The sequence below is a fragment of the Ensifer sp. KUDG1 genome (genome assembly GCF_050434285.1).
Taxonomy (GTDB): Bacteria; Pseudomonadota; Alphaproteobacteria; order Rhizobiales; family Rhizobiaceae; genus Ensifer.
In genome coordinates this window covers 1,060,441-1,084,454 of sequence record NZ_JBNDIG010000001.1, presented here as the reverse complement: position 1 = coordinate 1,084,454, position 24,014 = coordinate 1,060,441, and the positions used below count along the sequence as shown (strand labels likewise).

Genomic DNA, 24,014 nt, shown 5'->3' with positions numbered 1-24,014 from the left:
ATCCCGCTCCAAACGGCGAACGCCGCGACATCACCTGGAAATCGCGGCGCTCCGGTCAATCATCTGACTGCCGCGATCAGCCCTTGTCGATCGGAAGGGCCACGAAGCGGCTGCCGTTTTGGGCCTCAATCTGGAAGAGCGCCTTGCTACGGCCGTCCTTCTTGGCAGTGTTGATGACCTTCAGGATGTCGTCGGCGGACTTCACTTCCTGATTGTTCACCGAGACGATCTTTTCGCCCTGCTTCAGGCCACGATCGCTGGCATCGGAGTCTTCGTCGACCGAAGCGATGGTGACGCCCTTGCCATCGTCGGACGGCACGACCGAGACGCCAAGGTCGGCCAGTGCCTGCTCGCTCGACGGCTGGGCTTCATCGGACTGGTCGTCCTGGCTCTTGGCAGCTTCCTTGTCGTCCTTCGGCAGCGTGCCGATTTCGAGCTTGACGGTTTCCGCCTTGCCGTCGCGCCACAGGGCTAGGTCGACCGTGGTGCCCGGGCGGATCGCCGCAACCTTGCGGGCAAGGTCACGCGGATCCTTGACCGTATCGCCGTTCAGCGCGGTTACGACATCGCCCTTCTTGATGCCGGCTTTTTCGCCCGGCGAACCGGTCTGCGGCTCGACGACGAGCGCGCCGCTTGCTTCCGAAAGGCCGAGCGATTCGGCGATATCCTTGGTGACGGGCTGGATCTGCACGCCGAGCCAGCCGCGAGAAACCGAACCGTCCTTGATCAGGTCGGCAACCACATCCTTGGCAACGGTCGACGGGATGGCAAAGGCGATACCGACGTTGCCACCGCCCGACGGCGAGAAGATCGCCGTGTTGATGCCGACGACTTCGCCGGAGAGGTTGAAGGTCGGGCCACCCGAGTTGCCGCGGTTCACCGCCGCGTCGACCTGCAGGTAATCGTCATAGGGGCCGGATCCGATGTCGCGGCCACGCGCCGAGACGATGCCCGAGGTTACCGTACCGCCGAGACCGAAGGGATTGCCGACGGCAACTACCCAGTCGCCGACGCGGACCTTGCTGTCGTCGGCCCAGCTGACATAGGTGAACTTGCGCTTGTCATCGACCTTGAGCACGGCGAGATCCGTGCGGCTGTCCTTGCCGACGAGCTTGGCGTCGAGTTCGGTGCCATCGTTCAGGATGACGGTGAAGGCCGAGCCGTCGGAAACGACGTGGTTGTTGGTGACGAGGTAGCCGTCATCGGAGATGAAGAAGCCAGAGCCCTGAGCGGTCGGACGCAGGCGGCCTTCGCCATGCGGGCCACGACGGCCGGGGCCGCGGTCGGCACGATCGTCGCCGCGCGGGCCGAATTCCTTGAAGAAACGCTTCAGCGGATGGTCTTCCGGCAGATCATCGAAACCGCGACCGTTGAAGTTGAAGTCGAAACCGCTTCCGTCTTCCGACACCGGATTGGCGCGCGACTGGACGCGGACCGAAACGACCGCCGGCGAAACGGCCTCGACGACGTTGGCGAAGCTCGGCACCGACGGCGCTTCTACCTTCACCGGATCGGCAAAGGATTGCGAGATGCTGGCCGGCAGACCCGAGGTCAGCATGACGGCGGCAAGGCCGGCGACGGTCGAGGTCTTCAGAACGGTCTTGAGGGAGGGACGCAGGGATTTGGTCGTAAACATCCGTTTTGCCTTTTCTCTTCCTTGATGCCGTCGAAGACGGCACTGAAACCTGGTTGCGAAACCGCCTCAGGGAAGGCGGAATTCGTTTTGGCTGACTGGAGGAACAGCCGATGACCAAAGATGTAACGGATGGGACCTTACTGAGTTCTGTCCGGAAAATGAATTTTTGGTAATGTTGCGAAGAGCTGGCCCGGGCTCGACCAAGGGCCTACCGGGAATTGCGCGTTGGCGCGAGCGGCATTCTCAGCCGCTGGCGGGGATCTCCAGCGATATCAAAAGATTAGTGCGGGGCCGGTGCAACGGATGCGCGTTCGGCGAGCGCCGCGTTAAGGCTGAAGCAGCTTCTCCAGCTTTTCCTTTTCGTCCTCGGAAAGCGGCGTGCCCTTGGCCTGGGCGCCGCGACGGCGAGAGGCGATAACAAGCGTAATCGCCCCGACGAGGAGCAGGGTCGCCGGCATTCCCCAGAGGATCAGCGTCTTCGTCTCGAAGCGCGGCTTCAGCAGTACGAATTCGCCATAGCGGGACACGACGTAATCGATGACGGCCGTGTCGCTGTCGCCGTTCGCAAGCCGCTCACGCACAAGCACGCGCAGGTCCTTGGCAAGCTCAGCGTTGGAATCGTCGATCGACTGGTTCTGGCAGACCATGCAGCGCAGTTCCGCCGAGATCGCCCGCGCCCGCGCTTCGAGCGCGGGATCGGCAAGCACCTCATCCGGGTTGACGGCAAAGGCCGAGCCGACAGGCGCAAGTACAAGCAGGAGTGCCAGGAGCAGTCGCTTCATTCCGCAGCCCCCACCGGCACCGTCTTCGGTCGCTTGGCCTTGGCCGGCGCGCCGACGCGCAGGCGGCGGTCACTCAGAGAGACGAAGCCACCCGCCATCATGAAGAGGGTGCCGCCCCAGATGCACAGGATCATCGGCTTCCACCAGATGCGCACGACGATACCGCCTTCGCTGATCTGGTCGCCGAGCGAGACATAGAGCTGGCTCAAACCGAAGGTGCGGATGCCGGCTTCCGTCGTCGGCATGCGGCGCGCCTGGTAGAGGCGCTTCGATGACCAGACCTCGTCAATCGCAACACCGCCGCGGCTGATGGTGAAGTGGCCGGACTCCTCGGAATAGTTCGGGCCGCTGCCATTGCGCATTCCGTCGAAGCGCAGGGTGTAGCCGCCGGCATCGACCGTCATGCCCGGCTTCATCTCGACGACTGTTTCGGTTTCGAAGGCCGTGACGGCGACGATGCCGATCAGGGTGACGCCAAGGCCGATATGTGCAAGCGCCGTGCCGAAGGCAGAACGCGGCAGGCCGGAGAAGCGCCGCCAGGCGACGTTGCCTGCGACCTTGCCGAGGCCGGAGCGTAGCGCCAGGTCCGTCAATGAGCCGACGATCACGTAGACGCCAAGGGCAATGCCGAAGAGTGCGAGAACCGGGCCGCCGTTCATGAAGTAATAGTAGGCGACACCGAAGAGCAGACCGATGGCGACCGCTGCGAAGAGCCGCTGCGAAACGCCGGCAAAGTCGCCGCGCTTCCAGGCAAGCAGCGGGCCGAAGGGCACGGCAAAGAGCAGCGGCAGCATCAACAGGCCGAAGGTCATGTTGAAGAAGGGCGGTCCGACCGAGATCTTGTCGCCGGTCAGCGCTTCGAGCACCAGCGGATAGAGCGTGCCTGTCAGGACCGTCGCGGTCGCCGTCGTCAGGATAAGGTTGTTGAAGACCAGCGCGCCCTCACGCGAGATCGGCGCGAAGATTCCGCCCGCTTTCAGGTGCGAGGCGCGCAGGGCGAAGAGCGTGAACGCACCGCCGATGAAGAAGACGAGAATGGCGAGGATGAAGATGCCGCGGGTCGGGTCGGTGGCGAAGGCGTGAACCGAGGTCAGGACACCCGAACGCACGAGGAAGGTGCCGAGCAGCGACAGCGAGAAGGTCATGATCGCCAGCAGTACGGTCCAGATCTTCAGCGCCTCGCGCTTTTCCATGACCAGCGCCGAATGCAGCAGCGCGGTTCCCGCAAGCCAGGGCATGAAGGAGGCGTTTTCGACCGGATCCCAGAACCACCAGCCGCCCCAGCCGAGCTCGTAATAGGCCCAGTAGGAGCCCATCGAAATGCCGGCGGTGAGGAAGGTCCAGGCAGCGAGCGTCCACGGACGGACCCAGCGCGCCCAGGCGGCATCGATTCGCCCCTCGATCAGCGCGGCAATGGCGAACGAGAAGCAGACGGAGAAACCGACATAGCCGAGATAGAGCAGCGGCGGATGAATGGCGAGACCGACATCCTGCAGGATCGGGTTCAGGTCCTTGCCCTCGCCCGGCGCCGGCATCAACCGCGCGAACGGATTGGATGTCAGCAAGATGAAGAGCGCGAAGGCCATCGCGATCCAGGCCTGGACGGCAAGCACGTTTGCCTTCAGCGTTTCCGGCAGGTTGCGCCCGAAGGCGGCAACCAGCGCCGAGAAGAACGTCAGGATCAACAGCCAAAGCAGCATCGAGCCTTCATGGTTCCCCCAGACGCCCGAGATCTTGTAGATCAGCGGCTTCAGCGAATGGGAGTTTTCCCAGACGTTGCGGACCGAGAAGTCCGAGGTCACATAGGCGAAGGTGAGGACGGCAAAGGCGAAAGCGACGAGCAGAAAGCAGGCGACGGCGGCACTGGAGGCCAGCTCCATCAGGCCGCGATCGTTCAGCCGTGCGCCGAGGATCGGCAGGGCCGCCTGGATGACCGCAGTCGCCAGCGCCAGAACCAGAGCGTAGTGTCCGAGCTCGATGATCACTTGATGGTTTCCTTCCCGCTGAGCTCAACGCCCTGGGCCTTCAAACGGTCGGCGACATCCTTGGGCATATAGGTCTCGTCATGCTTGGCGAGAACCGAGTCGGCCACGAAGACCGAGCTTCCCGCGACGAAGGTTCCCTCCGTCACCACGCCCTGCCCCTCGCGGAACAGGTCGGGCAGGATACCGGTATAGGTGACCGGCACACCGCTCAGCGTATCGGTAACGGTGAAGGTCACCGTCTTGCCGTCGCCGCGCTTGACGGAGCCGGCTTCGACGACGCCGCCGAGGCGGATGCGGGTTCCCGGTGGCACGTTGGCCTTTTCGAGGTCGCTCGGCACATAGAAATAGGCGATCGCCTGGCTGAAAGCGAACATCACGAGGAAGGCTGCAAGCACCAGGAAGCCGACGCCGCCGCCGATGATCGCCAGTCTTTTTTGTTTGCGCGTCATTGCGTTACTCCGTCGGCGGCAATCCCGAGCTCGCGTGCCAGCGCCAGCAGCTGCTTGCCGCCGTCGCCATCGGCCGGGAAGGTTTTCAGGCCCTCCCTTAGCGCGGCCAGCGCCTTGTCTCGTTGATCAAGGACAACATGGGAGCGGATCAGCCGCGCCCAGCCTTCGAGATTATCCGGATTTTCCTTCAGCCGGCTTTCGAGGCTGCCGACCATACCCCGGATCATTTCCTGGCGATCGCCGGCGCTCATGCTCTGGGCCGCAGCCACATCATCTGCACTCGGATTGCCCGGCGCTGCAGCGCTGGTGGCGCCTCCCAATTCAGCCACGTGCTGCTTGACGAGCGGCAGCCAGGGTGCGTCGGCCGGCGACGTCGCGACCAACCGGTTGAAGGCGGTCAGCGCTTCCGCGCTCTTGCCTTCCTGCTTGAGGCCGAGGGCAAGATAGAATTCCGAGCGCGGGTCATTGGGGTCGAGCGCCAGCGCCTGCTTCAGCGCGTCCTGCGCCTTGCTCGTCACGACGCCGTCGGACTGTACGACCATCGCCTCGGCGTAGCCGCCAAGACGTGCCGGCGTCGGGCCGAGCAGGCGGATCGCCCGGTCATAGGCATCGACTGCATCTTCGACACGGCCGTTTCGCATGTAGATCGGCGCAAGCAGATCCCAGCCGGCGCCGTCGTTCGGGTTTATGGCCAGGTGGTTCTCGGCCTTGGCAATCAGGATGTTGATGTCGCCATTGGGATCGGCCAGGCGTGCGGCGAGCGGCTGCGCCGGAAGGCCCGGGCTCCCAGTCAGCAAGTAAAGACAGAGGCCGACGGCCGGAAGACAGAGCAGCACGAAGGCCTGGGCCAGACGGCTGACACTGCGACGCGGCGCAGCGGCCGGCGCCGCCTCGCTGTCGCTCTCGCCAGCGGCCAGCAGCCGGCGCGCCACTTCGGCGCGCGCAAGCTCGGCGTCATCGCCGCGGATCAGACCGCTGTCCTGGTCCCGCTTCAACTCTTCGAGCTGGTCGCGATAGACCTCGATGTCATGGCTGTGGGGAGACGACGGGGCTTCCCCTGCCCGCAGCAGCGGCAGGATGAGCACGGCAGCGACAGCCGCCGTCAGGGTGGCGACGAGGATCCAGAACAACATGGAAGCTCAATACTATGGCCCCCATGCCATTCCAACACGAAAACCCCTTATGACGGAGATTTGAGGCGTTTCGCCGCAACGGCGGATCGAGCAGCCCGGACGCATCCGGAAAACCCCGGCCTGCCAGGCCTCAGGTCAGCGGCGTCCAGCTGCCATCCGGGTTGCGGCAGGCAGCGCCCCGCGCCGTCTTCGGCTGGCCCTTGACGGTAACCGTGTGGCTATACTGGCGGCAGTTCTGCGACCCAACCTGATAGGGAGCGGCTGCAACGACCGAACCGTTGACGCCACGCCCGTCCCAGGTCACGGGCTGGCCACCGGGGGCCGCTTCAAGTGCGCGGTACTCCGCCTCCAGCGCCCGCTGGCGGTCGGATGCTCCGATGTCGAGATCGGTGAGACGCGCGATCACCCCGCCCTGGAGTGCTGCGATGTAATTGGTCGAGGTGGCACCGCGCGTCGCCGTCGAGCCGAGGCTGCCGGCCGCGCCCTTGCTGCCCGTCGTGCCGCATCCGGCCAGTGCGACGGCCGAAGCGACCACAACGATCCTGCCGCCGACGACAATAGCCCGTGTCATTTCTGCCTGGTTCCTCATGATCCGCGACACTCAATCATCCTATCCGAAGCCGCATCCTTAAGCTCGTTCCATTCGAGCACGGTGACGACTAGTCCTTGATTTTCTTTTGGCATTCCCCGCGTGCCGAGGCAACGGCGGGCCCTGCGGGTGTGACATTTTCAAGCACGGGTGTGACCCCTAAATCACGATGGATTCGCAAGCGAGCGACGCCAGACCCACGTATTTCTCCCGCACCCTCTAAACGGCCGCCGGCAAAACCAGTTCCGCCCGCAAGCCTCCCTCGTCCCGTCGCGACAGGGTGATTGTGCCCTGGTACTCCCGAACGATCTCGCTGACGATCGAAAGACCGAGCCCGGTTCCCGGCTTGCTTTCGTCGAGCCGCTTGCCGCGCTTCATCGCCACCGCGATCTGGTCGGGGTTGAGCCCCGGCCCATCGTCGTCGATATCGAGAACGATCCACTGCCGTCCTGGTTCCTTGGCATGAACCTCGCTCGGCGCCGGCCTGACGTTCAGCCATACCTCGGCTCGGGCGTGGCGGGCGGCATTCTCGAGCAGGTTGCCGACGGTCTCCTCGACGTCCTGCAGCTCCATGGCAAGAACCAGCCCCGGCGGGTTGATAGACAGATGAACCTGCTTTTCCGGATTGAGCTTGCGCATGACACGCACGAGGCGTTCGAGCGCCGGCTGCGCTTCGGTCCGCGCCAGCACGGACTCGCGCTGCGCCGCGATCCGGGCGCGACTCAGATAGGACTGAACCTGAGTCTGCATCGCATCGACCTGGGTGCGCACCAGTTCGCCGTGCGATGCCTCGAGCACCCGCGCCTCGTTCAGCAGCACCGCGATCGGTGTCTTCAGCGAATGGGCGAGATTGCCGACCTGCATGCGGGCGCGCTCGACGATGCGGCGGTTGCTGTCGATCAGGGCGTTGACCTCGTTGGCGAGCGGCTGGATCTCGCGCGGGAATGCGCCATCCAACCGTTCGCTTTCACCGGCGCGGATCTTTTCCATCGAGCGCCGGACCTCGTCGAGAGGCCTAAGACCGAAGAGGATGGTGAGCGCGTTCACGCCGAGCCCACCAAGACCGAAGATGGAGAGCGCGATCGTCAGGTTGCGGGTGAAGCGGTTGATGTCGGCCTCGAGCACATCGCGGTTGCCCGCCACGCGAAAGCGCGCCGTATGGCCCTGGATGTCGAGAACGACCTCGGTCTCGGAGACCTCGACTTCGTTCCCGAAGGGATCCTTGGTGGTGTAGAAGCGGACATAGCCAGTATCGAAGGGCACCTCGTCGACGCTGGCGATCGGCAGCTTGCCGTTGCCGAGCGAGGTCGAGATCAAAGGCGGCGTGTCGAACTCGCCGATCGGATCGACGATCCAGTACCAGCCGGTCTGTGGCTGTGAAAACCGGAGGTCGCCAAGCTGCGGACTACCCGACAGCACCGTCCTCTCGTTGACGGAAATCGAATTGACGACGTTGAAGAGCTGGGCGCGCAGCAGGTCCTTGAAGCCGCGCTCGGAGCCCTGGCGATAAAGCTCGGAGATGACCACGCCGATCACGACGAGCGCCACCACCGCCCAGACGGTGGAGACCACCAGAACGCGTGCGGTGAGCGATCTAATTGCCATTGCCCGGCGCTTGCATACGGTATCCGAGACCGCGCACCGTTTCGATCAGATCGTTGCCGATCTTCTTGCGCAGCCGGCCGATGAACACTTCGATCGTATTGGAATCGCGATCGAAATCCTGGTCGTACATGTGCTCGACCAGTTCCGTGCGCGAAACCACCTGCCCCATGTGGTGCATGAGATAGGAGAGCAGCCGGAACTCGTGCGACGTCAGCTTCAATGCCACGCCATCGACCGTTGCCTTGGAGCCCTTGGTATCGAGGCGGACCGGGCCGCAGACGATCTCCGAGCTCGCATGGCCGGCGGCGCGCCGGATCAGGGCGCGGATGCGGGCGAGAACCTCTTCGACGTGGAAGGGCTTGGCGACATAGTCGTCGGCGCCGGCATCGATGCCGGCCACCTTGTCGCTCCAGCGGTCACGCGCCGTCAGGATCAGAACCGGCATGGTCTTGCCGTCGCCGCGCCATTTTTCAAGGACGGTAATGCCGTCCATCTCCGGCAGGCCGATGTCGAGGATCACGGCATCATAAGGCTCGGCGTCGCCGAGATAGTGCCCCTCCTCGCCATCATAGGCCTGGTCAACGACGTAGCCGGCCTCCTTCAGCACCTCGGCGAGCTGCCGGTTCAGGTTGGCGTCGTCCTCGACAATCAGAATGCGCATCCGTCTTTACTTCCTCTCGCGGCCATCCTGCTGCATGTTTCGCCAAATCTGGCCAATTCAAGGATAAGAACACGCAGCCATTCAAAGTGCTACAGCGACCTTCGTACGCCTGATACGGCACGCGGCGCTGCAGGGATAGCCTACATCGGCACCTTGACGGTTACCTTCTTCGGCCTGCCACCATTCCCGGGAACAAGCACGGTGATCACGCACTGACCGTCGGACGTCGGCTGCGCCGACAGCAACTCGCCGCCGGTGTCGGCAACGACCTGCGCGGCAGCCGCACTGCAATCGCCGGCCACACGAACGACAATATCCGACGGCACGCTGATCGCTGGCGGGCTGAAGCCGGCGAGGCCTGCAGCAAGCGCGGCTATGATCACTGGTGAAGACATGAACGCACTTTCGACTTGGGAAGCATCATGGCAGAAGGAATAAACGAACGAGGCTGAATGGCAAATGAATGTCGGCCTTTCGGACCGGCAAGCACTATCGGGAAACGCATCACCTCCCCCGAAATCCGACCTTAGATTGCGGCGATTCTTCCCTCGAGGAAACCCGCATAGGTCAACCCGTTGCCAAGCCATAGCCGCTTCCTGCGACAGTTTGAGTGACGCGATCACGCGAGGAACGCGGCCCGGACCCCAAGGCCAACAGACGGAACAGCCCAACCGTCAGCTTTCGTTAAGCATGTTTCGCTAGGATCTTTTTGCTGACGTAAACAGCGCCGTTCCCGATCGAGGGCGGCATGGCTGCACACCCATTTTGCCGATTCTTTTGAATCGCTTGGCGGCTGTCGCTCGCAGCGTGATTCAAACACTTCAGAAACTGATTCAGGTTCGGCGCCCTTTCAAACAAGGCTCGGCCATCACGGCCCTCGGCCCTCGGCCCTGCCGAGGCAATGCGTCACCACGGCACCGATCACGCCCGCAGCAGTGTCGTCTTCTTAGACAAAGCCCTGCGAACCGGCCGACCCCTTTTGCCACAATCTATGCGCGCAAATTACTTCAAAAATAGCTGCAACTTAAACCTGTTGACGACCAGGCGCGATGCGTGCTGTGTATAAACGAAAAATTAATCGATTTAAAGATTTTTCAATCGTTTAAATGATTTAAGCCACTGATTTACAAAGCCTTTGCGATGTGAAATTGTCCGCCACATCATACATCACGAAACCGTCACAGAACCCGGGAGGATCGCATGCAGACGCTCGCAAACAACCAGCCCGCATCTCAGCAGTCCAAAGTACCGCAATCATTGCTCGACCGTTTCGAGAGCGAATGGCGTGAGATGCGCGCCGCGAGCGACGCAACGCCGAAGCCGGTCGCACCGGCGGAATGAGGCCTGCCTGAGTGGCGCGCCTGCGCGTCACCGGCCCTGCTCTTCCATTTCCCTAGATCGTCGTCGGACAGCGCTCGTTCAGAGCGCTTTTCGGTGAGTCCTTAGCGGACCGGCGGTGAGGCTATCACCGCCGGTCGCGATGTTTCCCGCCCCGTGCGGCGGGCGAGCCACCACCGATGCCAGAGCCCATCCAGGCAGCCCGATCAGGCTCCGCTAGCGCCCTTGTCGAGCGCGCGCATCCAAGGGCACCCCTTGCAATTTTTGTAGTGATTTTCAGCCTTTTTGCCATTCGGCAAAAGCATGTTAATCTTTCTTCATGCTGACGGAAGAGATCGAAAGACTCGCGCTGAGCCTGCCTGGAACGGAGGAAAATGCGCATTTCGGAACGCGAGATTTCCGCGTTGGGAAGCGTATTTTCATGAGCCTGCCGGAAGCCGGGCGCGCCGTTTTCAAGTTCACACCCGATCAGCAACGCATGCTTCTGGAAATGGAGCCCGGCGTCTGCGCCGCGGTGCCCGGAGGCTGGGGCGACCGTGGCTGGACCTCGCTCTATTTCGTCCAGGCCGACGAGGATCTCGTCAAGCAGTCGATGGAAACGGCGTGGCGCAATGTTGCGCCGAAAAGCCTCGTCAAGAAGAACGGCGGCAGCCACTAGAGGTGCGTTGCGGCAGAACGGCCCTGCCGGCGCCGCACTGCCAAAACGATTCCGCCACTTCGGCTAACCCCTTGTTACTCTGCGTTTTCCTGTCCCACTTCCAGCGGCCAGGTGACGAGATAATCCTCGTAATCGTCGACATCGATGCCGTCTTCCGCAACGGTGCGGCCGCGCACGGAAATGCCGGCGGCGTGAACCGTTTCCGGATCGCCCGAAATCAACGGATGCCACCAGTAGAGATCGCGCCCTTCGGCCACCAGCCGGTAGCCGCAGGTCGGCGGCAGCCAGGTGATTTCGCGCACGGCCTTCGGCGTCAGCTGGATACAGTCAGGCACGGTCGCCTGGCGGTTGGGATAGTCCTTGCAGCGACAGCTCTCGCCGTCGAGAAGCGTGCAGCGGATCGAGGTCCAGGCGATCTCACCCGTGTCCCAATCCTCGAGCTTGTTGAGACAACAGAGGCCGCAGCCGTCACAGAGGCTTTCCCACTCGGTATCGGTCATGTCTTCAAGGCTTTTCGCCTTCCAGAAAGGCATTTCGCCCATCGTCATCACACTTTCGTCAAATCGCTCGCGATACAGAAATTTCGCAGAAAATTGCCGGTTTTTTAAGGCCGGCGGCGCGATATGCAAGTAGATTGGAATTTGACGCCGTGCAAATATTACATGGCGCCGGCATGATGCCGTAGAGCCTTCAGGTGGTTGAGACCGTGCGGGAACCGAGGAAAGACGATAATCGGCCGAAGAAACGGCACATCTTTCTCAGGATCGACTCCTGGATCGATTCCACGGTCTGGAATGCCGGCTTCAAGCTGGGGCAATGGTGGGAAGACACCACCATCTTCTTCCGCCGCTTCCGCGTCACGGGCTGGAAGAAGGCCGTCTTCGAGGTGCTCGGCGAAGGCATGAACTGGGGCACCGTCGGCTCGGTGCTGATGCTGGCACTCGCCCTTCCGGCCTTCGAGGAAACCAAGGGCAACTGGCGCGCCCAGAGCGATTTCGCCGTCACCTTCCTCGACCGCTATGGCAACGAGATCGGCCATCGCGGCATTATCCACGAAGACTCGGTGCCGATCGACGAACTGCCGGATCACCTGATCAAGGCGGTGCTGGCGACCGAGGACCGGCGCTTTTTCGACCATTGGGGCATCGACTTCCTGGGCCTTGCCCGTGCCATGACCGAAAACGCCCGCGCCGGCGGTGTCGTGCAGGGCGGCTCCACACTGACACAGCAGCTCGCCAAGAACCTCTTCCTGTCGAACGAGCGGACGATCGAACGCAAGATCAAGGAAGCGTTCCTCGCCGTCTGGCTGGAATGCAACCTGTCGAAGAAGGAAATCCTCCGGCTCTATCTCGACCGCGCCTATATGGGCGGCGGTACCTTCGGTGCGGCGGCCGCGGCGCAGTTCTATTTCGGCAAGTCGATCACCGATGTCAGCCTGGCGGAATCGGCGATGCTTGCCGGCCTCTTCAAGGCGCCGGCGCGCTACGCGCCGCACGTCAACCTGCCGGCCGCACGCGGACGCGCCAACGAGGTTCTGACCAACCTCGTCCAGGGCGGCCTGATGACCGAGGGCCAGGTGATCGCCGCGCGGCTCAATCCCGCGACGGTCATCGACCGCGCCCAGGTGAAGGCGCCCGACTTCTTCCTCGACTGGGCCTTCGATGAAGTCCAGCGCATCGCCCGCCCCTTCGCGCAGCATTCGCTGATCGTGCGCACCACCATCGACATGGGCCTGCAGAATGCCGCCGAGGATTCGGTGGAATCGAGCCTGCGCCAATATGGCGAGAGCTTCCGCGTGAAGCAGGGCGCGCTGGTGATGGTCGAAAACGGCGGCGCCGTGCGTGCCATGGTTGGCGGCCGCGACTATGGCGAGAGCCAGTTCAACCGTGCGACCCGGGCTCTCCGCCAGCCGGGTTCCTCCTTCAAGGTCTATACCTACGCGGCAGCGATGGAAAAAGGCATGACGCCGGAAACGGTCGTCGTCGACGCCCCGATCACCTGGCGCGGTTGGTCGCCGCAGAATTATGGCCGCAGCTATGCCGGCCGCATCACCATCCTGACGGCCATCGCCAAGTCGATCAACACCATTCCCGTGCGCCTCGCCAAGGACAAGCTCGGCACGGACCTGATCGCCCAGACGGCCAAGGACATGGGCATCGAGACCCCGATCCGCACCGACAAGACCATGCCGCTCGGCACATCGGAAGTGACCGTGCTCGACCAGGCGACCGCCTACGCGGTGTTCCCGGCCGGCGGCATGCAGTCACGCCGCCACGGGATCAGCCAGATCCTCAACTATGACGGCGACATTCTCTACGACTTCGGACGCGACGCGCCGCCGGCGCGGCGCATCCTCTCCGAAACCGCCAACACGTCGATGAACTCCATGCTGACGCAGATCCCGATCATCGGCACGGCGCGCAAGGCCGCGCTCGACAACGGCATCGTCGTCGGCGGCAAGACCGGCACGACGCAGGCCTATCGCGACGCCTGGTTCGTCGGCTTCACAGGCGACTATACGACCGCGGTCTGGTTCGGTAACGACGACTACACCTCGACCAACAACATGACCGGCGGTTCGCTGCCGGCAATGACCTTCAAGCGGCTAATGGACTACGCCGAGCAGGGCATCGAACACCGGACGATCCCGGGGATCACCGCGCCCACGGCGCCGGCAAAGCAGCCGCCGCAGGTGGCGTCAGCGAAGCCGGACGAAAACGCGTTGCCGCCGCTGGTGCGGCCGCGCTCGCTTTCGACCGACGTCACCCGGCTGCTGCGAAGCATCGGCGAGACCTTCGAAAAGGCACCGGCACTGAAGACACCCGAGAAGGCCGGCGGCAAGCTTGCCTCTCTCGGCGCGGAAGAACCAAGGTCCGGACAGGCAAAGCCCGATGCAGCCAGCAACTGACCGTTCGGGCATGCCCGCCTCGCTTTCCTATCCCGGTTGCGATGTCCGGTTCGAGGCCGTCGCCGTTGCGCCGGCCGCGGATTTCGGCGACATAGTGGATCAGCCCGGCGGTGCTACGCCGCGGGACCATATCCGGTAGAGTCGCCCTTGTTTCGAATCCCCTTCCTCGTCGCGCTTACCCTTGCCATCGCCTTCGGCGGCGGCATCGCCTCGGCGGTATGGGCGCTGAAAGCGACCGTCGGCTTCGGCTCGATCGCGATCGGCCCCTGGGTCGCCTTTCCAGAGGCGCAGACGGCCAATGCCGACCCCTATGCAAAGGCGCACCGGGCGCGCGCCGGCGAGTTGCTCTATGGCGGTGCCGAAGGGCTGATGTTCAGCGCCCAGTCCGACAGCAAGGGCGAAAAGCTCCAGGCGGCCTGCTCCTATGATGTTGCTGGGCTGACCCCACAGGCCCGCTTCTGGACGCTTTACGCCGCGAATGCAGAGGGTCTGCCGCTGCGGCCCGGCTCCGACCTCCCCTCCGCGCTCAACTCCTGGACGGTCCTGCGCGGTGAAAACAGCAACTTCACCATCCATGTGTCGCCGAACGCGCAGCCCGACAACTGGCTGGCCGTGCGCCACGCGGGCACGTTCCGGCTGGTGCTGACGCTGCTCGATACGCCGACGGCCGGCTCGTCCGGCCTGATCGATCTCGCCATGCCGGTGATCACCAAGACGGGTTGCGGCGATGCGTAGCGTTCTCTTTGCCACGATCCTCGGCCTGGTCGGCGCCGCGCTGCTGCACATCATCATCGTGCTGGCGCTGCCGCAGTTCACGGGCCGTGACGCCTATACCCGCGTCCTCGGGCTTTTGGAGATGGACAGTTTCTTTGCGCTGACCAGCACGCCTGGCCCCACCGGCCTTGCCAACGACGATCCTTATCTGAGAACCGCGGTCTGCAGCTTCTCGATCTCGGACGGACCGGCGCGTTTCCTTGCCAGCGGCAACGTGCCGTTCTGGTCGCTCGCCGTCTTCGACGGCAATTCGAATGAAGTCTTCAGCATGAACGACCACACCGCGGTCAACGGCAAGCTCGACCTCGTCGTCGCAACGCCGATCCAGTTGATCGAGCTGCGAAAGTCTCCGCCGCAAGCGCTCGCACAATCGATCATGATCGAGATGAAGGAACAGGATGGCTTTGCCGTGCTGAGAGCGATGGCACCGGTCGACAGCTTCGAAGAACAGGTCCGCAACTTCCTTGCGGAATCGACCTGCGAGCCGTTCCGTCGCTAGACGATCCTGGATGGACGTTGGGCAACGGCAGCAAGCTTATAAATCTGCGCCGAGATACGCGGCGATGATCCGATGCCACGTCGAGCGCAGCGGTGCATAGGGGATAGGCCCGAGATAGCGGGCAAGAACAGTGACTTGGAACGCGACCGTTTCGGTCGCCTATTGCACAGGAGCGCTGGGGCTCACTGCTTCTTGATGCGGCGTCCGTCCGGTGCGGTCGGCTGCGGGTCGCGATCGAGGCGCTCGTAGCGGATGCCGGTGAACAGCAGCACTTTCGCTCCACCCGAAATGGCCGGAGGTCGGTGCGGCGGTATACGGACCTTGCGGTCCTGAATTCTGATCACGTCTGCCATGCTCGTCTCCACAAAGTCTTGAGACGGATGAACTACCGTACAGATTTCACCCTGCCCTTCTCGGGCCAGCGCATTTTCCCAGATCTTCCCTGGACAGGCGCGCCTTTCTCGTTTGCTCCTTCTTCCGGTTGCCCGGATGTTGCTGTTCTGGTTCACGACGCAGCCCGATAATACCGGGTCCACTTCGATTGAGCCACAGGTTGGTTAACAGATTACTAATACACGCTCTGCAATCCCAACCTGCGTTCAGTATGTCTGCCGACCGGCCCTGGCGATGTATCCAAGGTAACAGCGGCAATCCGGGCGAAGGCTCGCCTCTCCCGCTAACGGCGAGACATCAAACCGAACAGGAAGGACACACCCGCAACGGCGACCAGGGTCGATAGCGGCTCGTCACGCACACGCTCTCTCACGCGTTCTGCGAGGAGATCCGCCTCGCTCTGCACAACCGCCTTCGTACTCGTTCCGATCGCTGAGACCGTTTCCGTCAGCCGGGCGATTTCCGCGCGCAACTCGGCGATCTGTGCATCGACCTCGGCGCGAGCGCCTGATTCCGCTTCACTCACGGCAACTTTTTCCACCGCCTGCAGTTTCTTTTCGACCATTACAACGCTCCCTTGTCTGCGCGGGCTCAACGCGCCGGCTGGCGTTTGGTTCCGCCAAAGTCGGTTGAAAGCGGGTCTTGCGAAACGCAAAACGGGCGACCAGGGCCGCCCGCTCTTTTCCATTCAGACTTTTCATCACACCGGGCCGCGCCGATGCGTGGCGCCCGGATCAGTTCTCGCAGTAGGGATCGTCGATCTGGCAGCGCACCATCGGAGCCGGGCGGGCGCGCTCATAGACGGTGCCGTCGTCCTGCCGAACGCGCACGCCGCCATCGCTGCGGCGTTCCCAGTCACGGCGGTCCTCGCGTTCCGTGCGCTGACGGCGCCAGTCGTCGTCGCGCCACTTGTCCTCGTCGCGCTGCCTGCGTTCCCAGTCGCGTTGTTCCTTTCGGCGATCGCGCTCCCAGTCACGGCGGTCGCGCTCGCGCTGCCGTTCCCAGTCGCGGCGATCACGCCGGTCATCAACCCAATCGGGTCCGCGGCGCCAGCGGTCGCGCTCGCGATAGAAGTCGCGGCCGCGGTAGTTGCGATCCCAATAGCTGTCGAACTGGAAGACGACAGTCGGAATGCCGAGCGGGCGATAATAGCGCGGCTCGACATAGACGCGGTTGCGGCGATAGTCGGCCTGGACATAACGCCCGGCAACCCAGCCGCGACCGCCGTAGAACGACACGTCGCACCAGGGAAGGTCGGCAAGGCAGCCGTGGATTTCGACTGATTCGCCCACCGGGATCATCGATACCGCCGGGTAGCGCGTGCTCGGGCCGGAGCGCATGTTGACGTTGGCGGTGGCAAAACCCTCGGCAGCCTGCGCAATCGCCGGGGCCACAAGGAGCGCGCAGACCGCCGCTGCGCGCAGAATAAATTTCTTCACAGTTCCATATCTCCCATGGAGAGGCCCCTCTTCACATGGCCCCAAACGTCGGCGGGCGTCCGGGCCCTTCACCGTCGCCGCGATAACTCATGACAGCATGTGGATTTTTTATGGCTGGTGCCGCGGATGTCCCCGAGTTTTGCCGTGCCGATAGCGCGATCCACGGGCGCATCGCGCGCCCTGGGGGTGCCGCAAGCCTGAATAAAGCTCCAACATCCATAGTTAACAGTGTGCTAAAATTGCGGCACGCATTACATACACACCCAGCGCTAACGCTTTCCTAAGCCCATGCGCTTAGTGATTTTGCTGGGGTTTCAATATGTTGCAGAACGCAAACAAGCCGATGATCAAGGCATATTCCTACATACGAATGAGTACCGAACGACAGTTGTCGGGCGATAGCCTCCGTCGTCAGTTGGAACTGTCTCGCAAATACGCCGCCGACAACAATTTGCTGCTCGATGAATCACTTAAAGACATTGGCGTATCTGCTTATTCAGGCGCGAACGTCGAGAGCGGCGCACTCGGCAAATTCCTAGAGATGGTCAGAGATGGTCGGATCGAAGCAGGCAGTCACCTGATCGTTGAAAGCCTCGACCGACTAAGCCGCAAACGCGTTCTGGATGCCTTGCCGCCTTTCATCGATCTGCTCAAGGCGGGCATCATCATCGTGACGCTCGCTGACAATCAGGTGTACTCGATTGAATCGGTTGGCGATAACTGGACCCAATTGATTATGAGCCTGTCGATCATGGCTCGTGCACACGAAGAATCGCAGCGCAAATCAGATCGGATCAAAGCAGCCATCAAGGCCAAGCGAGAAGCCGCGCTAAACGGCGAAGGCCGTTACAACTTCAATCTCCCCTCTTGGATCGAAGCCCGGAAAACCGGTGATCGAGTCGAATACGTGTTCAACAAGCACCATTCGACAATCCGGCTTGTGTACGAATTGGCGGCGGAAGGCTTAGGCCAGATGGCGATCTGCCGCATCCTGACAGATCGCGAAATTCCAACCTTTCGAAACACCAAGAAGGGATGGCACCAATCGACCATCGGTGACCTTCTCGATTCGAAAGCCGTAATCGGGACTTTTGCCCCGCAGAAGTTTGACGGGAAGCGATATGTGCCTGACGGCGATCCGAAGCCGAATTTCTTCCCGGCTGTGATCGATGACGACTTGTACATGCGAGCGCAATCGCTGCGCCGAACACGTGTCAGCAAAGGCCGCAAGGGATTGGCGTTCTCCAATCTGTTTGTCGGCCTAACGACATGTGCGCATTGCCACGGTCCAATGACGATCTATTACGGTGGCACGAACGGGAAACACAAATACCTGCGCTGCTATAACCGCTTGCGCACCTACAAGCGTGAGGCTGGCGAGGCGAAGCAATACCAGTGCGTGAACGGAGCCGGTTTCCGATACGAGGATTTAGAGAAAGCCATTCTCGACACGGTGACTGAGTACCGGCTTGACGAAGTGTTCTCCCCTGCCCGCGCCTCTAATGAGCAGCAAGCCATCAGCACGAAACTCGTCCAGATCGAACAGGAACTATCGCTGTTCACGACGAAGACGGAGAACCTAGTCGAAGAACTAGCGCTATCATCCGCTGCGATCCGTCCGACAATTCGAAATGCGATTGAAACCCTGCATGAGCAGCAAGTGAGGCTCTTCGAGCAGCGCAGGACCCTGGAAGCGGATCGGCTGGCGATTGAAGGTCAGCATCGGGAAGCAAATGACGTGGTAGCGCTGATCGAAGCAGAACGTGCGCGTTGGGAAACGCTAGCGGGTGAGGAACTGTATCGCTCCCGATCACGCGTCCACACTGCATACAAGCGCTTTGTCGATTACATCACGTTCGACGGAATCGAGAAAACCGCCACGATTATCATTGCGGGCGGCTATCGTGCTTACAGGTTCAAAGACGCCAAGTTGGTTGACTATTTCAACGCTGCGACCACTCACATGCGGGTAGGTCCATCGCCGTTGACCCTCGACCACTTCAAGCAGAACCTAACAGACGAGCAAGGTCGAGCAATCGAGACGATCCACGCCGCTAAGCCGTAAGTGCCGGATTCCAGATTGCGTCGATTTCGTCTGCTGTCTTGCCAGCACGCGTAGCGATCAACACGACGAGCGGATCGAGACGCTTGAACGATTGAGCGTCTTCCCAAGCGATCTGCAAGTCTTCCTGTTCGCTTGGGTCTGCGACCGCTGCAATAGCCGCATTGATGACTGCTGTTGTCATACCAGCGCTTTTGAATGCATTACGGAACCTCAAACGTGACAGGTTCGGCATGACTGCGCGAATCTCTTCCGCAGACATTTTGATCCATGCTGTCTTCTCATCATTGATACGCCAGTGATCGCCTTGCGGGCGTACAGGAAACGGCCCTGCACCTGCTAGCGGAACGTATTCATCTAGAATTTCTTCTCCGGTCTCGTCATCGACGTAAACGATAATAGAAGCCTGATAATAACCCGAGACCGGATGCATAAAGCCGAATTCACGGTGTTCCTTGTATGTCTTTGTCATTCTTTTTATTCCTTAATATCTAGATTCATACCAGTGATAGACACCGTTTCCGCCAATACGATAAAACCAATTACGTGGGATCAGGCCCCAGACGGCCCAGTTGTGACCGTTGTTTGCAATCGAAACCCAGTTTTGATTATCGCCAGAAATCTCAATCCCCATGCCGTTGGAATACGAGCCCGCAAACACGTAAAGGTCTCTACCAGTGTTGTTGTGGTATGAGGCACCGAAACTACGTTCGTTTTTAACGTCTCTGAGCGTCGGAATGATTGAGTTTGCCGTATCGGAACCATTCGCCCAATTCGTATTATCCGAATAACGAACGTGGAAGTTACGAGGGTTGTAGACGTACATGTTAGTGCCGTCATTGCCACCCCAAAGCCAATCAGGCTGTCCACCTTGTCCACTCCAATGGAAATTGATGTCACCACCACCAATACGGCGAGGGTAGCGACGGACATGTACCAGAGCCAGTACAACAACGACGTACAGGCGATGCTCAACGCGAACAATCAGGTTGGAAACTGGCATAAACGCCAGCAGGAGACTGCGGAACTGAAGCAGCACATGGCTCGCTACCAAGTGCAGCAGGTGGAAATGGCCGACATGCGTGTAGCCGTAACGAACGACATCACAGAAATGAAGCGTCGTATCGCAACGGAACTAACGTTGGAATCTTTCAACCCACCCGACGATTCTCTGTATGAGGTTGACCCATACGAGCATGGTCGAAAGACGTTGGAATACCAGCGCAAGCAAGCAGCCGTGAAGGAACTCTATGAGGCCGAACGTTTGCTCGCGGAACAGAATATCCGCTGGGAGAAAGATCAGCACGCACTCAAGCAGACCGCTGCACTCGAAGAATTTTCGACCAAATACGTTGAGTTTGCCGACAAGCAGAAAGCACCGGCACTCCTGAACGAACTCGGTCAGTTCCTCTCAGATAACGGCTTTGGTCGCGAAGAAATCGAAGGCATTGCCGACGCTCGCATCATGGACATTGTTTATCGCCTGTACCGTTCTGAGGTCGTGGCGAAGCAGGTTCCGCATGCGGTGAAGGCGCTGGAGAAGCGCGCTCAAGCAGTTTCGCCGGGTACTTCTAGAGGTGCGTCTGCTACGGAAAATGGGTTCCAGAAGGATGCACAGAAATACAAGCGCACAGGCGATTTCAACGACGCCGTAAGCGCAATCAGCAAACTACTATAAGGAGAAGCCAAAAATGGCCACACTAAAGACTACCGATATCAAACACGCCCGCGAAGACCTGGGCAATTTCATCTCCATGATCTCGCCGGAAGAGACACCGGTTCGCACCGAGATCGGCAAGAGCAAGGCAAAGGGCACGTACCACGAAACCCTCAGCGACTCGCTCGACGCTCCGAACAAGGACAACGCTGCTGTTGAAGGTGCTGACGCTCCGCTCAACGCGCTGACCACTCCGCTCCGCACTGGTAACTGGACGCAGATTTTCACCAAGGACGGTGCTGTTGCCCGTACTGTTGAATCTGTCGACAAGGCAGGCGCTAAGAGCGAAAAGGCTCGTCAGATCGCCAAGAAGGGTCTGGAACTGAACCGCGACATCGAGGCTGCTATCGTTTCCTCGAACGCTTCCGTTGCTACTGGCGCTCGCAAGTTGGGCGGTATGGAAGCATGGATCAAGACCAACGCTGATCACGGCGCAGGCGGTGCTACAGCAGGTTTCTCCAACGGTCTCGTTGGTGCAGTTACTGCCGGCACGACTCGTCCGCTGACAGAAGCAATGTTCAACCAGATGGCACAGGACGTTTGGGTTGCTGGTGGTGATCCGACTCTAGTTATCGCTCCGGGCAATCTCAAGGTTGCCATCTCGAAGTTCGACGGCAACGCTACGAAGTATCAGGAAGCCAACAAGTCGAAGACCATCTACGCCGGTGTTGACGTGTACGTTTCCAACTTCGGTACACACCAGATCATCCCACACCGCTACATGAGCGAAACAACTATCATTGCTTTCGACAAGAGCCTGTGGAATGTCGCTGTTCTCGACGGCGTACAGAAGCACGATCTGGCCCGTACAGGTGACGCTGAGAAGTTCCAACTGGTAACAGAACTGACTCTCGAATCTCTCAACGAAGCAGGTTCGGGTACCCCTTAACCTCGCTGTATGACGCTCCATTGGACCCCGCGGTAGCAAAGCCGAGCATAGCCAGGCCAAACGCTACAGGTCATGACAAAGCCCTAGCCGTTTCCGACTAGGGCTCCCGATTGCTTGCGCAAACAACCGTTGCTGTTTACTTGGCCTTGTTTTTCGCACGGCCCTTCTTGAGCCGTTCGCTGCGCTCGGCGGAGAACTGCGTGATGTGCTCCTGCAGTTTCTTGTCCTGCTTGATTGCCTCACGTGCAGCGTCGAGGATCGTAACTACACCGTCGAGATCAGCAGCGCGGAACAGTTTGCTGCCGGCAATCTCGAAAGCATTGCGGCCGATCCGTACGATGTAGCCAGCACCGTCCTTGCGGAACCACGTGCTGCGAGAGTTAACCGGCTTGCCTTCCTTCATCTGCTTGGCAAAAGCAATCTGCGTATCGATCTTGCTGTAGAAGATGTCCAGCGGATTACGGCCACCAACGGTACCGGTCGTTGCACTTGCTTTGAGGAGTTCCAGTGCGTTCGTCATTTGCTATAGCCTTTGCACCAGCGCCCAATTGCGCTGTGCTGTCCGATCAATAGCCTTTGAGAAATCAGGGCAACCGAAGATAAATGCTCCTAAGCGGTTTTATCTCCCCAATGATGTCAGCATGGTATCGAGATTGTCAGCCAGCACTCCGGTAAAATCGTCAAGGTCGCGCTTCATTTCGAGCATTTTCACGAGGTCTGCGCCGCTTAAGCCTATAATCAGTTTGCCGTGCTCCCTAAGTGCTCCTTCCCTGGCATGCTTCGCTCCATCATCCTCCCCATTTCGAGCGATCATTATCGCGACCGTGCGGAGAGCATGTGTGAACAGATACTTTTCAGTCGAGTAAATCTGGTCCTGCCCAATCGCGTCTTTGTAGTTCTTGAACTCGAACACTATATAACGAGATCTGAAATCAGAACGTAGATGAGCCCAAAAATTATCCGGCTCCGAAGGCTTTATGCTCGCTATCAAGTCAATAACATGGAAGCGATCGGCCACAGGATGTTGGTCGTGCAGTACTCCTAATTCGTCTCCGAAAAGTTCAGCGATTGCTTCGAAGCAGATTGCCTCGTAGGGAGGTCCTAAAGATTGCGGACAGGTATCGTGCCTACGAATGATGCTATTGATCCTCTCAGAACTGTCATCCAGAACGACCGGTTCCAGAGCGGTCAATTCTGCTCTCGGCTCAACTGCTTCTAAACTAGATACTCGCAATAATTCATTTAGTCGGTCAATTAGACGCAAGTTGCCAGAACTCAGTGATCTTAAATTTTCCGCAGTTAGAATCTCGTACGGAACGGCGAAATCCGTACGATATCCGCCTCTTCCACTCGTTTCACTTACGATTAAGATCGCTTTTTGCTTTCCCGCTTCGTGAGCGACATTGGTTATTTTCTCAAGGATACGATTTATTACTCCGGGGCCGGGTCGGTGGGTGCGGTAAAATTTGATCTCTACGCCGACTTCGGCTCCGCTCGGGTCGACCCCTTCGAAATCGAAACCCTGCGCTGGGATATATTTTGAGTCGCTGGCAGACCCATCGTGTAGCGGCCACTTCGACTTGTAGCCCGCCGACAAAAGGATTTGGATAGCGATATCCTCAAACTCATACGCGAACCCAATTACGCTTCTTATGTTCATCGGCCCCTCGCCCAATTTCAAAACTTGCAGAAAATCGCATCAAATGGTTTTCAAGCACATAAAGATTTTTAAGACCCCATAGGGGGTGGTGCCCCTGCGATATCCCCCTCACCTACCGATCCTGCGAAGTAGCCGAACCACCTGTCCGGGTCCCCATTCCGCGCCACGTGGCGTTCGTATACTGGCTTCGTTCAATGCACGCGCAATTGCTGCTGGGCTATCTATACCGCTGTCTATCAGCGTCTGTAGGTGCCGCTGAATGCTATCGGCAAATGCTCCCGCTTCCTGAACACGCGCTGCATTAGTTCCCCATTCCGAACCTCGTGCACGATTTGCAGCAATTGCTTCCTTCGTGCGATGGCTGATCATCTCACGTTCTTTTTCCGCTACTGCTGCCATTATGTGGAATTGGAAGTTATCTGCGTGCGACATATCACATGCCTTGATCGGCACGTTGCGCTTCAACAATCCCGATATGAAATGCACATCGCGTGACAAGCGGTCGAGTTTGGCGATGACCAGCACTGCATTGTTCTGCTTTGCTAGGTTCAGTGCCTTCTCTAATTCTGGTCTGTCATCGCGCTTTCCAGATTCTACCTCTGTAAACTCAGCGATGATTTCCTGTCCGTGTGTGAATTGGAGAACTGCTGCGCGCTGCGCTTCGAGACCTAAGCCCGACTTCCCCTGCATCTGTGTGGAAACACGATAGTAAGCGACGTATTGCATTGGCGACCTCTGACATTGAACGTGCGTTCTTTGTCTGTTGCCAAAAAGAATGCAAAGCGAGCGAAAAGATAGATTGCCCTTTGAAGCAAAAGGCACAAAATTCGCCGTTTT

Annotated in this window: 27 protein-coding genes; 9 read left to right on the top strand and 18 right to left on the bottom strand. The window is 60.0% G+C overall.

Features of this window, described 5'->3' with window-relative positions:
* Positions 1-76 precede the first annotated feature (76 nt).
* From M2267_RS05400 to M2267_RS05360, 9 genes are all read right to left on the bottom strand, one after another.
* Positions 77-1,636 carry a Do family serine endopeptidase gene (locus M2267_RS05400; protein WP_429112995.1) on the bottom strand — a complete coding sequence of 520 codons (1,560 nt, stop codon included), beginning with the start codon at positions 1,634-1,636 and terminating at the stop codon, positions 77-79.
* 326 nt (positions 1,637-1,962) lie between these two features.
* Positions 1,963-2,418 (bottom strand): cytochrome c-type biogenesis protein, encoded by a 456-nt coding sequence (locus tag M2267_RS05395; RefSeq protein ID WP_429112993.1) that lies wholly within the window; start codon positions 2,416-2,418, stop codon positions 1,963-1,965.
* Positions 2,415-4,403: a heme lyase CcmF/NrfE family subunit gene (locus tag M2267_RS05390; protein ID WP_043625716.1), complete on the bottom strand. Its 1,989-nt coding sequence runs from the start codon at positions 4,401-4,403 to the stop codon at positions 2,415-2,417. Before M2267_RS05390 ends, M2267_RS05395 begins: the two co-directional genes overlap by 4 nt.
* Positions 4,400-4,852 carry a cytochrome c maturation protein CcmE gene (gene ccmE, locus M2267_RS05385; protein ID WP_043625713.1) on the bottom strand — a complete coding sequence of 151 codons (453 nt, stop codon included), beginning with the start codon at positions 4,850-4,852 and terminating at the stop codon, positions 4,400-4,402. The genes M2267_RS05390 and ccmE overlap by 4 nt, the downstream gene beginning before the upstream one ends.
* Positions 4,849-5,985 carry a c-type cytochrome biogenesis protein CcmI gene (gene ccmI, locus M2267_RS05380; RefSeq protein WP_429112991.1) on the bottom strand — a complete coding sequence of 379 codons (1,137 nt, stop codon included), beginning with the start codon at positions 5,983-5,985 and terminating at the stop codon, positions 4,849-4,851. The genes ccmE and ccmI overlap by 4 nt, the downstream gene beginning before the upstream one ends.
* Positions 5,986-6,115: 130 nt before the next feature.
* Positions 6,116-6,556: a membrane protein gene (locus tag M2267_RS05375; protein WP_043620076.1), complete on the bottom strand. Its 441-nt coding sequence runs from the start codon at positions 6,554-6,556 to the stop codon at positions 6,116-6,118.
* 237 nt (positions 6,557-6,793) lie between these two features.
* Positions 6,794-8,179: an ATP-binding protein gene (locus M2267_RS05370; protein WP_043620078.1), complete on the bottom strand. Its 1,386-nt coding sequence runs from the start codon at positions 8,177-8,179 to the stop codon at positions 6,794-6,796.
* On the bottom strand, positions 8,169-8,840 hold the full coding sequence (gene feuP / locus M2267_RS05365; RefSeq protein ID WP_034789361.1) for a two-component system response regulator FeuP: 672 nt from the start codon (positions 8,838-8,840) through the stop codon (positions 8,169-8,171). Before feuP ends, M2267_RS05370 begins: the two co-directional genes overlap by 11 nt.
* Before the next feature lie 140 nt (positions 8,841-8,980).
* Complete coding sequence (locus M2267_RS05360; protein WP_043620079.1) at positions 8,981-9,235, bottom strand: hypothetical protein; 255 nt, start codon at positions 9,233-9,235, stop codon at positions 8,981-8,983.
* An 805-nt stretch (positions 9,236-10,040) separates the two neighbouring features.
* Between M2267_RS05360 and M2267_RS05355 the strand changes: the two genes are divergently transcribed.
* Entirely contained in the window at positions 10,041-10,181 is a 141-nt protein-coding gene (locus M2267_RS05355) for a hypothetical protein (RefSeq protein WP_192447458.1), read from the top strand.
* Between the two features lie 316 nt (positions 10,182-10,497).
* Positions 10,498-10,836: an MmcQ/YjbR family DNA-binding protein gene (locus M2267_RS05350; protein ID WP_043620081.1), complete on the top strand. Its 339-nt coding sequence runs from the start codon at positions 10,498-10,500 to the stop codon at positions 10,834-10,836.
* Positions 10,837-10,910: 74 nt separating this feature from the next.
* Here M2267_RS05350 and M2267_RS05345 read toward each other — a convergent pair whose 3' ends face one another.
* Positions 10,911-11,378: a YcgN family cysteine cluster protein gene (locus tag M2267_RS05345; protein ID WP_043620136.1), complete on the bottom strand. Its 468-nt coding sequence runs from the start codon at positions 11,376-11,378 to the stop codon at positions 10,911-10,913.
* 152 nt (positions 11,379-11,530) lie between these two features.
* Between M2267_RS05345 and M2267_RS05340 the strand changes: the two genes are divergently transcribed.
* Genes M2267_RS05340 through M2267_RS05325 form a run of 4 tightly spaced genes read left to right on the top strand, consistent with a single transcriptional unit; the run spans position 11,531 to position 15,017 of the window.
* Positions 11,531-13,744 carry a transglycosylase domain-containing protein gene (locus M2267_RS05340; RefSeq protein WP_429112988.1) on the top strand — a complete coding sequence of 738 codons (2,214 nt, stop codon included), beginning with the start codon at positions 11,531-11,533 and terminating at the stop codon, positions 13,742-13,744.
* Positions 13,728-13,883, top strand: a complete 156-nt coding sequence (locus M2267_RS05335; RefSeq protein WP_197067171.1) for a hypothetical protein — start codon at positions 13,728-13,730, stop codon at positions 13,881-13,883. The genes M2267_RS05340 and M2267_RS05335 overlap by 17 nt, the downstream gene beginning before the upstream one ends.
* Positions 13,884-13,891: 8 nt before the next feature.
* Complete coding sequence (locus tag M2267_RS05330; protein ID WP_429112986.1) at positions 13,892-14,479, top strand: DUF1214 domain-containing protein; 588 nt, start codon at positions 13,892-13,894, stop codon at positions 14,477-14,479.
* Positions 14,472-15,017, top strand: coding sequence for a DUF1254 domain-containing protein (locus M2267_RS05325; protein WP_429112984.1), 546 nt, complete (start codon positions 14,472-14,474; stop codon positions 15,015-15,017). Before M2267_RS05330 ends, M2267_RS05325 begins: the two co-directional genes overlap by 8 nt.
* Positions 15,018-15,199: 182 nt before the next feature.
* On the opposite strand, the gene M2267_RS05320 is transcribed toward M2267_RS05325, so the two are convergent.
* The 3 genes from M2267_RS05320 to M2267_RS05310 form a co-directional block, all read right to left on the bottom strand.
* Positions 15,200-15,370, bottom strand: coding sequence for a hypothetical protein (locus M2267_RS05320; RefSeq protein WP_164475067.1), 171 nt, complete (start codon positions 15,368-15,370; stop codon positions 15,200-15,202).
* A gap of 323 nt (positions 15,371-15,693) precedes the next feature.
* Positions 15,694-15,975, bottom strand: a complete 282-nt coding sequence (locus M2267_RS05315) for a hypothetical protein (protein ID WP_043620087.1) — start codon at positions 15,973-15,975, stop codon at positions 15,694-15,696.
* 169 nt (positions 15,976-16,144) lie between these two features.
* On the bottom strand, positions 16,145-16,849 hold the full coding sequence (locus M2267_RS05310; RefSeq protein WP_429112981.1) for an SH3 domain-containing protein: 705 nt from the start codon (positions 16,847-16,849) through the stop codon (positions 16,145-16,147).
* A 319-nt stretch (positions 16,850-17,168) separates the two neighbouring features.
* On the opposite strand from M2267_RS05310, the gene M2267_RS05305 reads away from it, so the two are divergent.
* A complete protein-coding gene (locus M2267_RS05305) occupies positions 17,169-18,914 on the top strand; it encodes a recombinase family protein (protein ID WP_429112978.1) in 1,746 nt (581 codons plus the stop codon).
* On the opposite strand, the gene M2267_RS05300 is transcribed toward M2267_RS05305, so the two are convergent.
* On the bottom strand, positions 18,904-19,383 hold the full coding sequence (locus tag M2267_RS05300) for a hypothetical protein (RefSeq protein WP_429112975.1): 480 nt from the start codon (positions 19,381-19,383) through the stop codon (positions 18,904-18,906). The two genes, M2267_RS05305 and M2267_RS05300, sit on opposite strands and share 11 nt — an antisense overlap.
* Before the next feature lie 12 nt (positions 19,384-19,395).
* Positions 19,396-19,737: a hypothetical protein gene (locus M2267_RS05295; RefSeq protein ID WP_429112973.1), complete on the bottom strand. Its 342-nt coding sequence runs from the start codon at positions 19,735-19,737 to the stop codon at positions 19,396-19,398.
* 45 nt (positions 19,738-19,782) lie between these two features.
* Between M2267_RS05295 and M2267_RS05290 the strand changes: the two genes are divergently transcribed.
* Complete coding sequence (locus tag M2267_RS05290) at positions 19,783-20,589, top strand: hypothetical protein (RefSeq protein ID WP_429112972.1); 807 nt, start codon at positions 19,783-19,785, stop codon at positions 20,587-20,589.
* 13 nt (positions 20,590-20,602) lie between these two features.
* Positions 20,603-21,517 carry an SU10 major capsid protein gene (locus M2267_RS05285; protein ID WP_429112970.1) on the top strand — a complete coding sequence of 305 codons (915 nt, stop codon included), beginning with the start codon at positions 20,603-20,605 and terminating at the stop codon, positions 21,515-21,517.
* A 136-nt stretch (positions 21,518-21,653) separates the two neighbouring features.
* On the opposite strand, the gene M2267_RS05280 is transcribed toward M2267_RS05285, so the two are convergent.
* The 3 genes from M2267_RS05280 to M2267_RS05270 all read right to left on the bottom strand — a co-directional run bounded on the left by M2267_RS05280 (position 21,654) and on the right by M2267_RS05270 (position 23,903).
* A complete protein-coding gene (locus M2267_RS05280; protein WP_429112968.1) occupies positions 21,654-22,037 on the bottom strand; it encodes a hypothetical protein in 384 nt (127 codons plus the stop codon).
* Positions 22,038-22,136: 99 nt separating this feature from the next.
* Positions 22,137-23,177, bottom strand: a complete 1,041-nt coding sequence (locus M2267_RS05275) for a hypothetical protein (RefSeq protein ID WP_429112965.1) — start codon at positions 23,175-23,177, stop codon at positions 22,137-22,139.
* A gap of 108 nt (positions 23,178-23,285) precedes the next feature.
* Complete coding sequence (locus M2267_RS05270; RefSeq protein ID WP_429112964.1) at positions 23,286-23,903, bottom strand: recombinase family protein; 618 nt, start codon at positions 23,901-23,903, stop codon at positions 23,286-23,288.
* Between the last annotated feature and the right edge of the window lie 111 nt (positions 23,904-24,014).

What these genes read in the sequence shown, in the direction of transcription:
- M2267_RS05315 (WP_043620087.1), bottom strand. Translation starts at nt 15,975, where the DNA reads ATGGTCGAAAAGAAACTGCAGGCGGTGGAAAAAGTTGCCGTGAGTGAA.
- M2267_RS05300 (WP_429112975.1), bottom strand. Translation starts at nt 19,383, where the DNA reads ATGACAAAGACATACAAGGAACACCGTGAATTCGGCTTTATGCATCCG.
- M2267_RS05285 (WP_429112970.1), top strand. Translation starts at nt 20,603, where the DNA reads ATGGCCACACTAAAGACTACCGATATCAAACACGCCCGCGAAGACCTG.
- M2267_RS05400 (WP_429112995.1), bottom strand. Translation starts at nt 1,636, where the DNA reads ATGTTTACGACCAAATCCCTGCGTCCCTCCCTCAAGACCGTTCTGAAG.
- M2267_RS05335 (WP_197067171.1), top strand. Translation starts at nt 13,728, where the DNA reads ATGCAGCCAGCAACTGACCGTTCGGGCATGCCCGCCTCGCTTTCCTAT.
- ccmI (WP_429112991.1), bottom strand. Translation starts at nt 5,985, where the DNA reads ATGTTGTTCTGGATCCTCGTCGCCACCCTGACGGCGGCTGTCGCTGCC.
- M2267_RS05355 (WP_192447458.1), top strand. Translation starts at nt 10,041, where the DNA reads ATGCAGACGCTCGCAAACAACCAGCCCGCATCTCAGCAGTCCAAAGTA.
- M2267_RS05270 (WP_429112964.1), bottom strand. Translation starts at nt 23,903, where the DNA reads ATGCAATACGTCGCTTACTATCGTGTTTCCACACAGATGCAGGGGAAG.
- M2267_RS05360 (WP_043620079.1), bottom strand. Translation starts at nt 9,235, where the DNA reads ATGTCTTCACCAGTGATCATAGCCGCGCTTGCTGCAGGCCTCGCCGGC.
- feuP (WP_034789361.1), bottom strand. Translation starts at nt 8,840, where the DNA reads ATGCGCATTCTGATTGTCGAGGACGACGCCAACCTGAACCGGCAGCTC.
- M2267_RS05345 (WP_043620136.1), bottom strand. Translation starts at nt 11,378, where the DNA reads ATGGGCGAAATGCCTTTCTGGAAGGCGAAAAGCCTTGAAGACATGACC.
- M2267_RS05375 (WP_043620076.1), bottom strand. Translation starts at nt 6,556, where the DNA reads ATGACACGGGCTATTGTCGTCGGCGGCAGGATCGTTGTGGTCGCTTCG.
- ccmE (WP_043625713.1), bottom strand. Translation starts at nt 4,852, where the DNA reads ATGACGCGCAAACAAAAAAGACTGGCGATCATCGGCGGCGGCGTCGGC.
- M2267_RS05325 (WP_429112984.1), top strand. Translation starts at nt 14,472, where the DNA reads ATGCGTAGCGTTCTCTTTGCCACGATCCTCGGCCTGGTCGGCGCCGCG.
- M2267_RS05320 (WP_164475067.1), bottom strand. Translation starts at nt 15,370, where the DNA reads ATGGCAGACGTGATCAGAATTCAGGACCGCAAGGTCCGTATACCGCCG.
- M2267_RS05295 (WP_429112973.1), bottom strand. Translation starts at nt 19,737, where the DNA reads ATGTACGTCTACAACCCTCGTAACTTCCACGTTCGTTATTCGGATAAT.
- M2267_RS05305 (WP_429112978.1), top strand. Translation starts at nt 17,169, where the DNA reads ATGTTGCAGAACGCAAACAAGCCGATGATCAAGGCATATTCCTACATA.
- M2267_RS05350 (WP_043620081.1), top strand. Translation starts at nt 10,498, where the DNA reads ATGCTGACGGAAGAGATCGAAAGACTCGCGCTGAGCCTGCCTGGAACG.
- M2267_RS05370 (WP_043620078.1), bottom strand. Translation starts at nt 8,179, where the DNA reads ATGGCAATTAGATCGCTCACCGCACGCGTTCTGGTGGTCTCCACCGTC.
- M2267_RS05280 (WP_429112968.1), bottom strand. Translation starts at nt 22,037, where the DNA reads ATGACGAACGCACTGGAACTCCTCAAAGCAAGTGCAACGACCGGTACC.
- M2267_RS05395 (WP_429112993.1), bottom strand. Translation starts at nt 2,418, where the DNA reads ATGAAGCGACTGCTCCTGGCACTCCTGCTTGTACTTGCGCCTGTCGGC.
- M2267_RS05275 (WP_429112965.1), bottom strand. Translation starts at nt 23,177, where the DNA reads ATGAACATAAGAAGCGTAATTGGGTTCGCGTATGAGTTTGAGGATATC.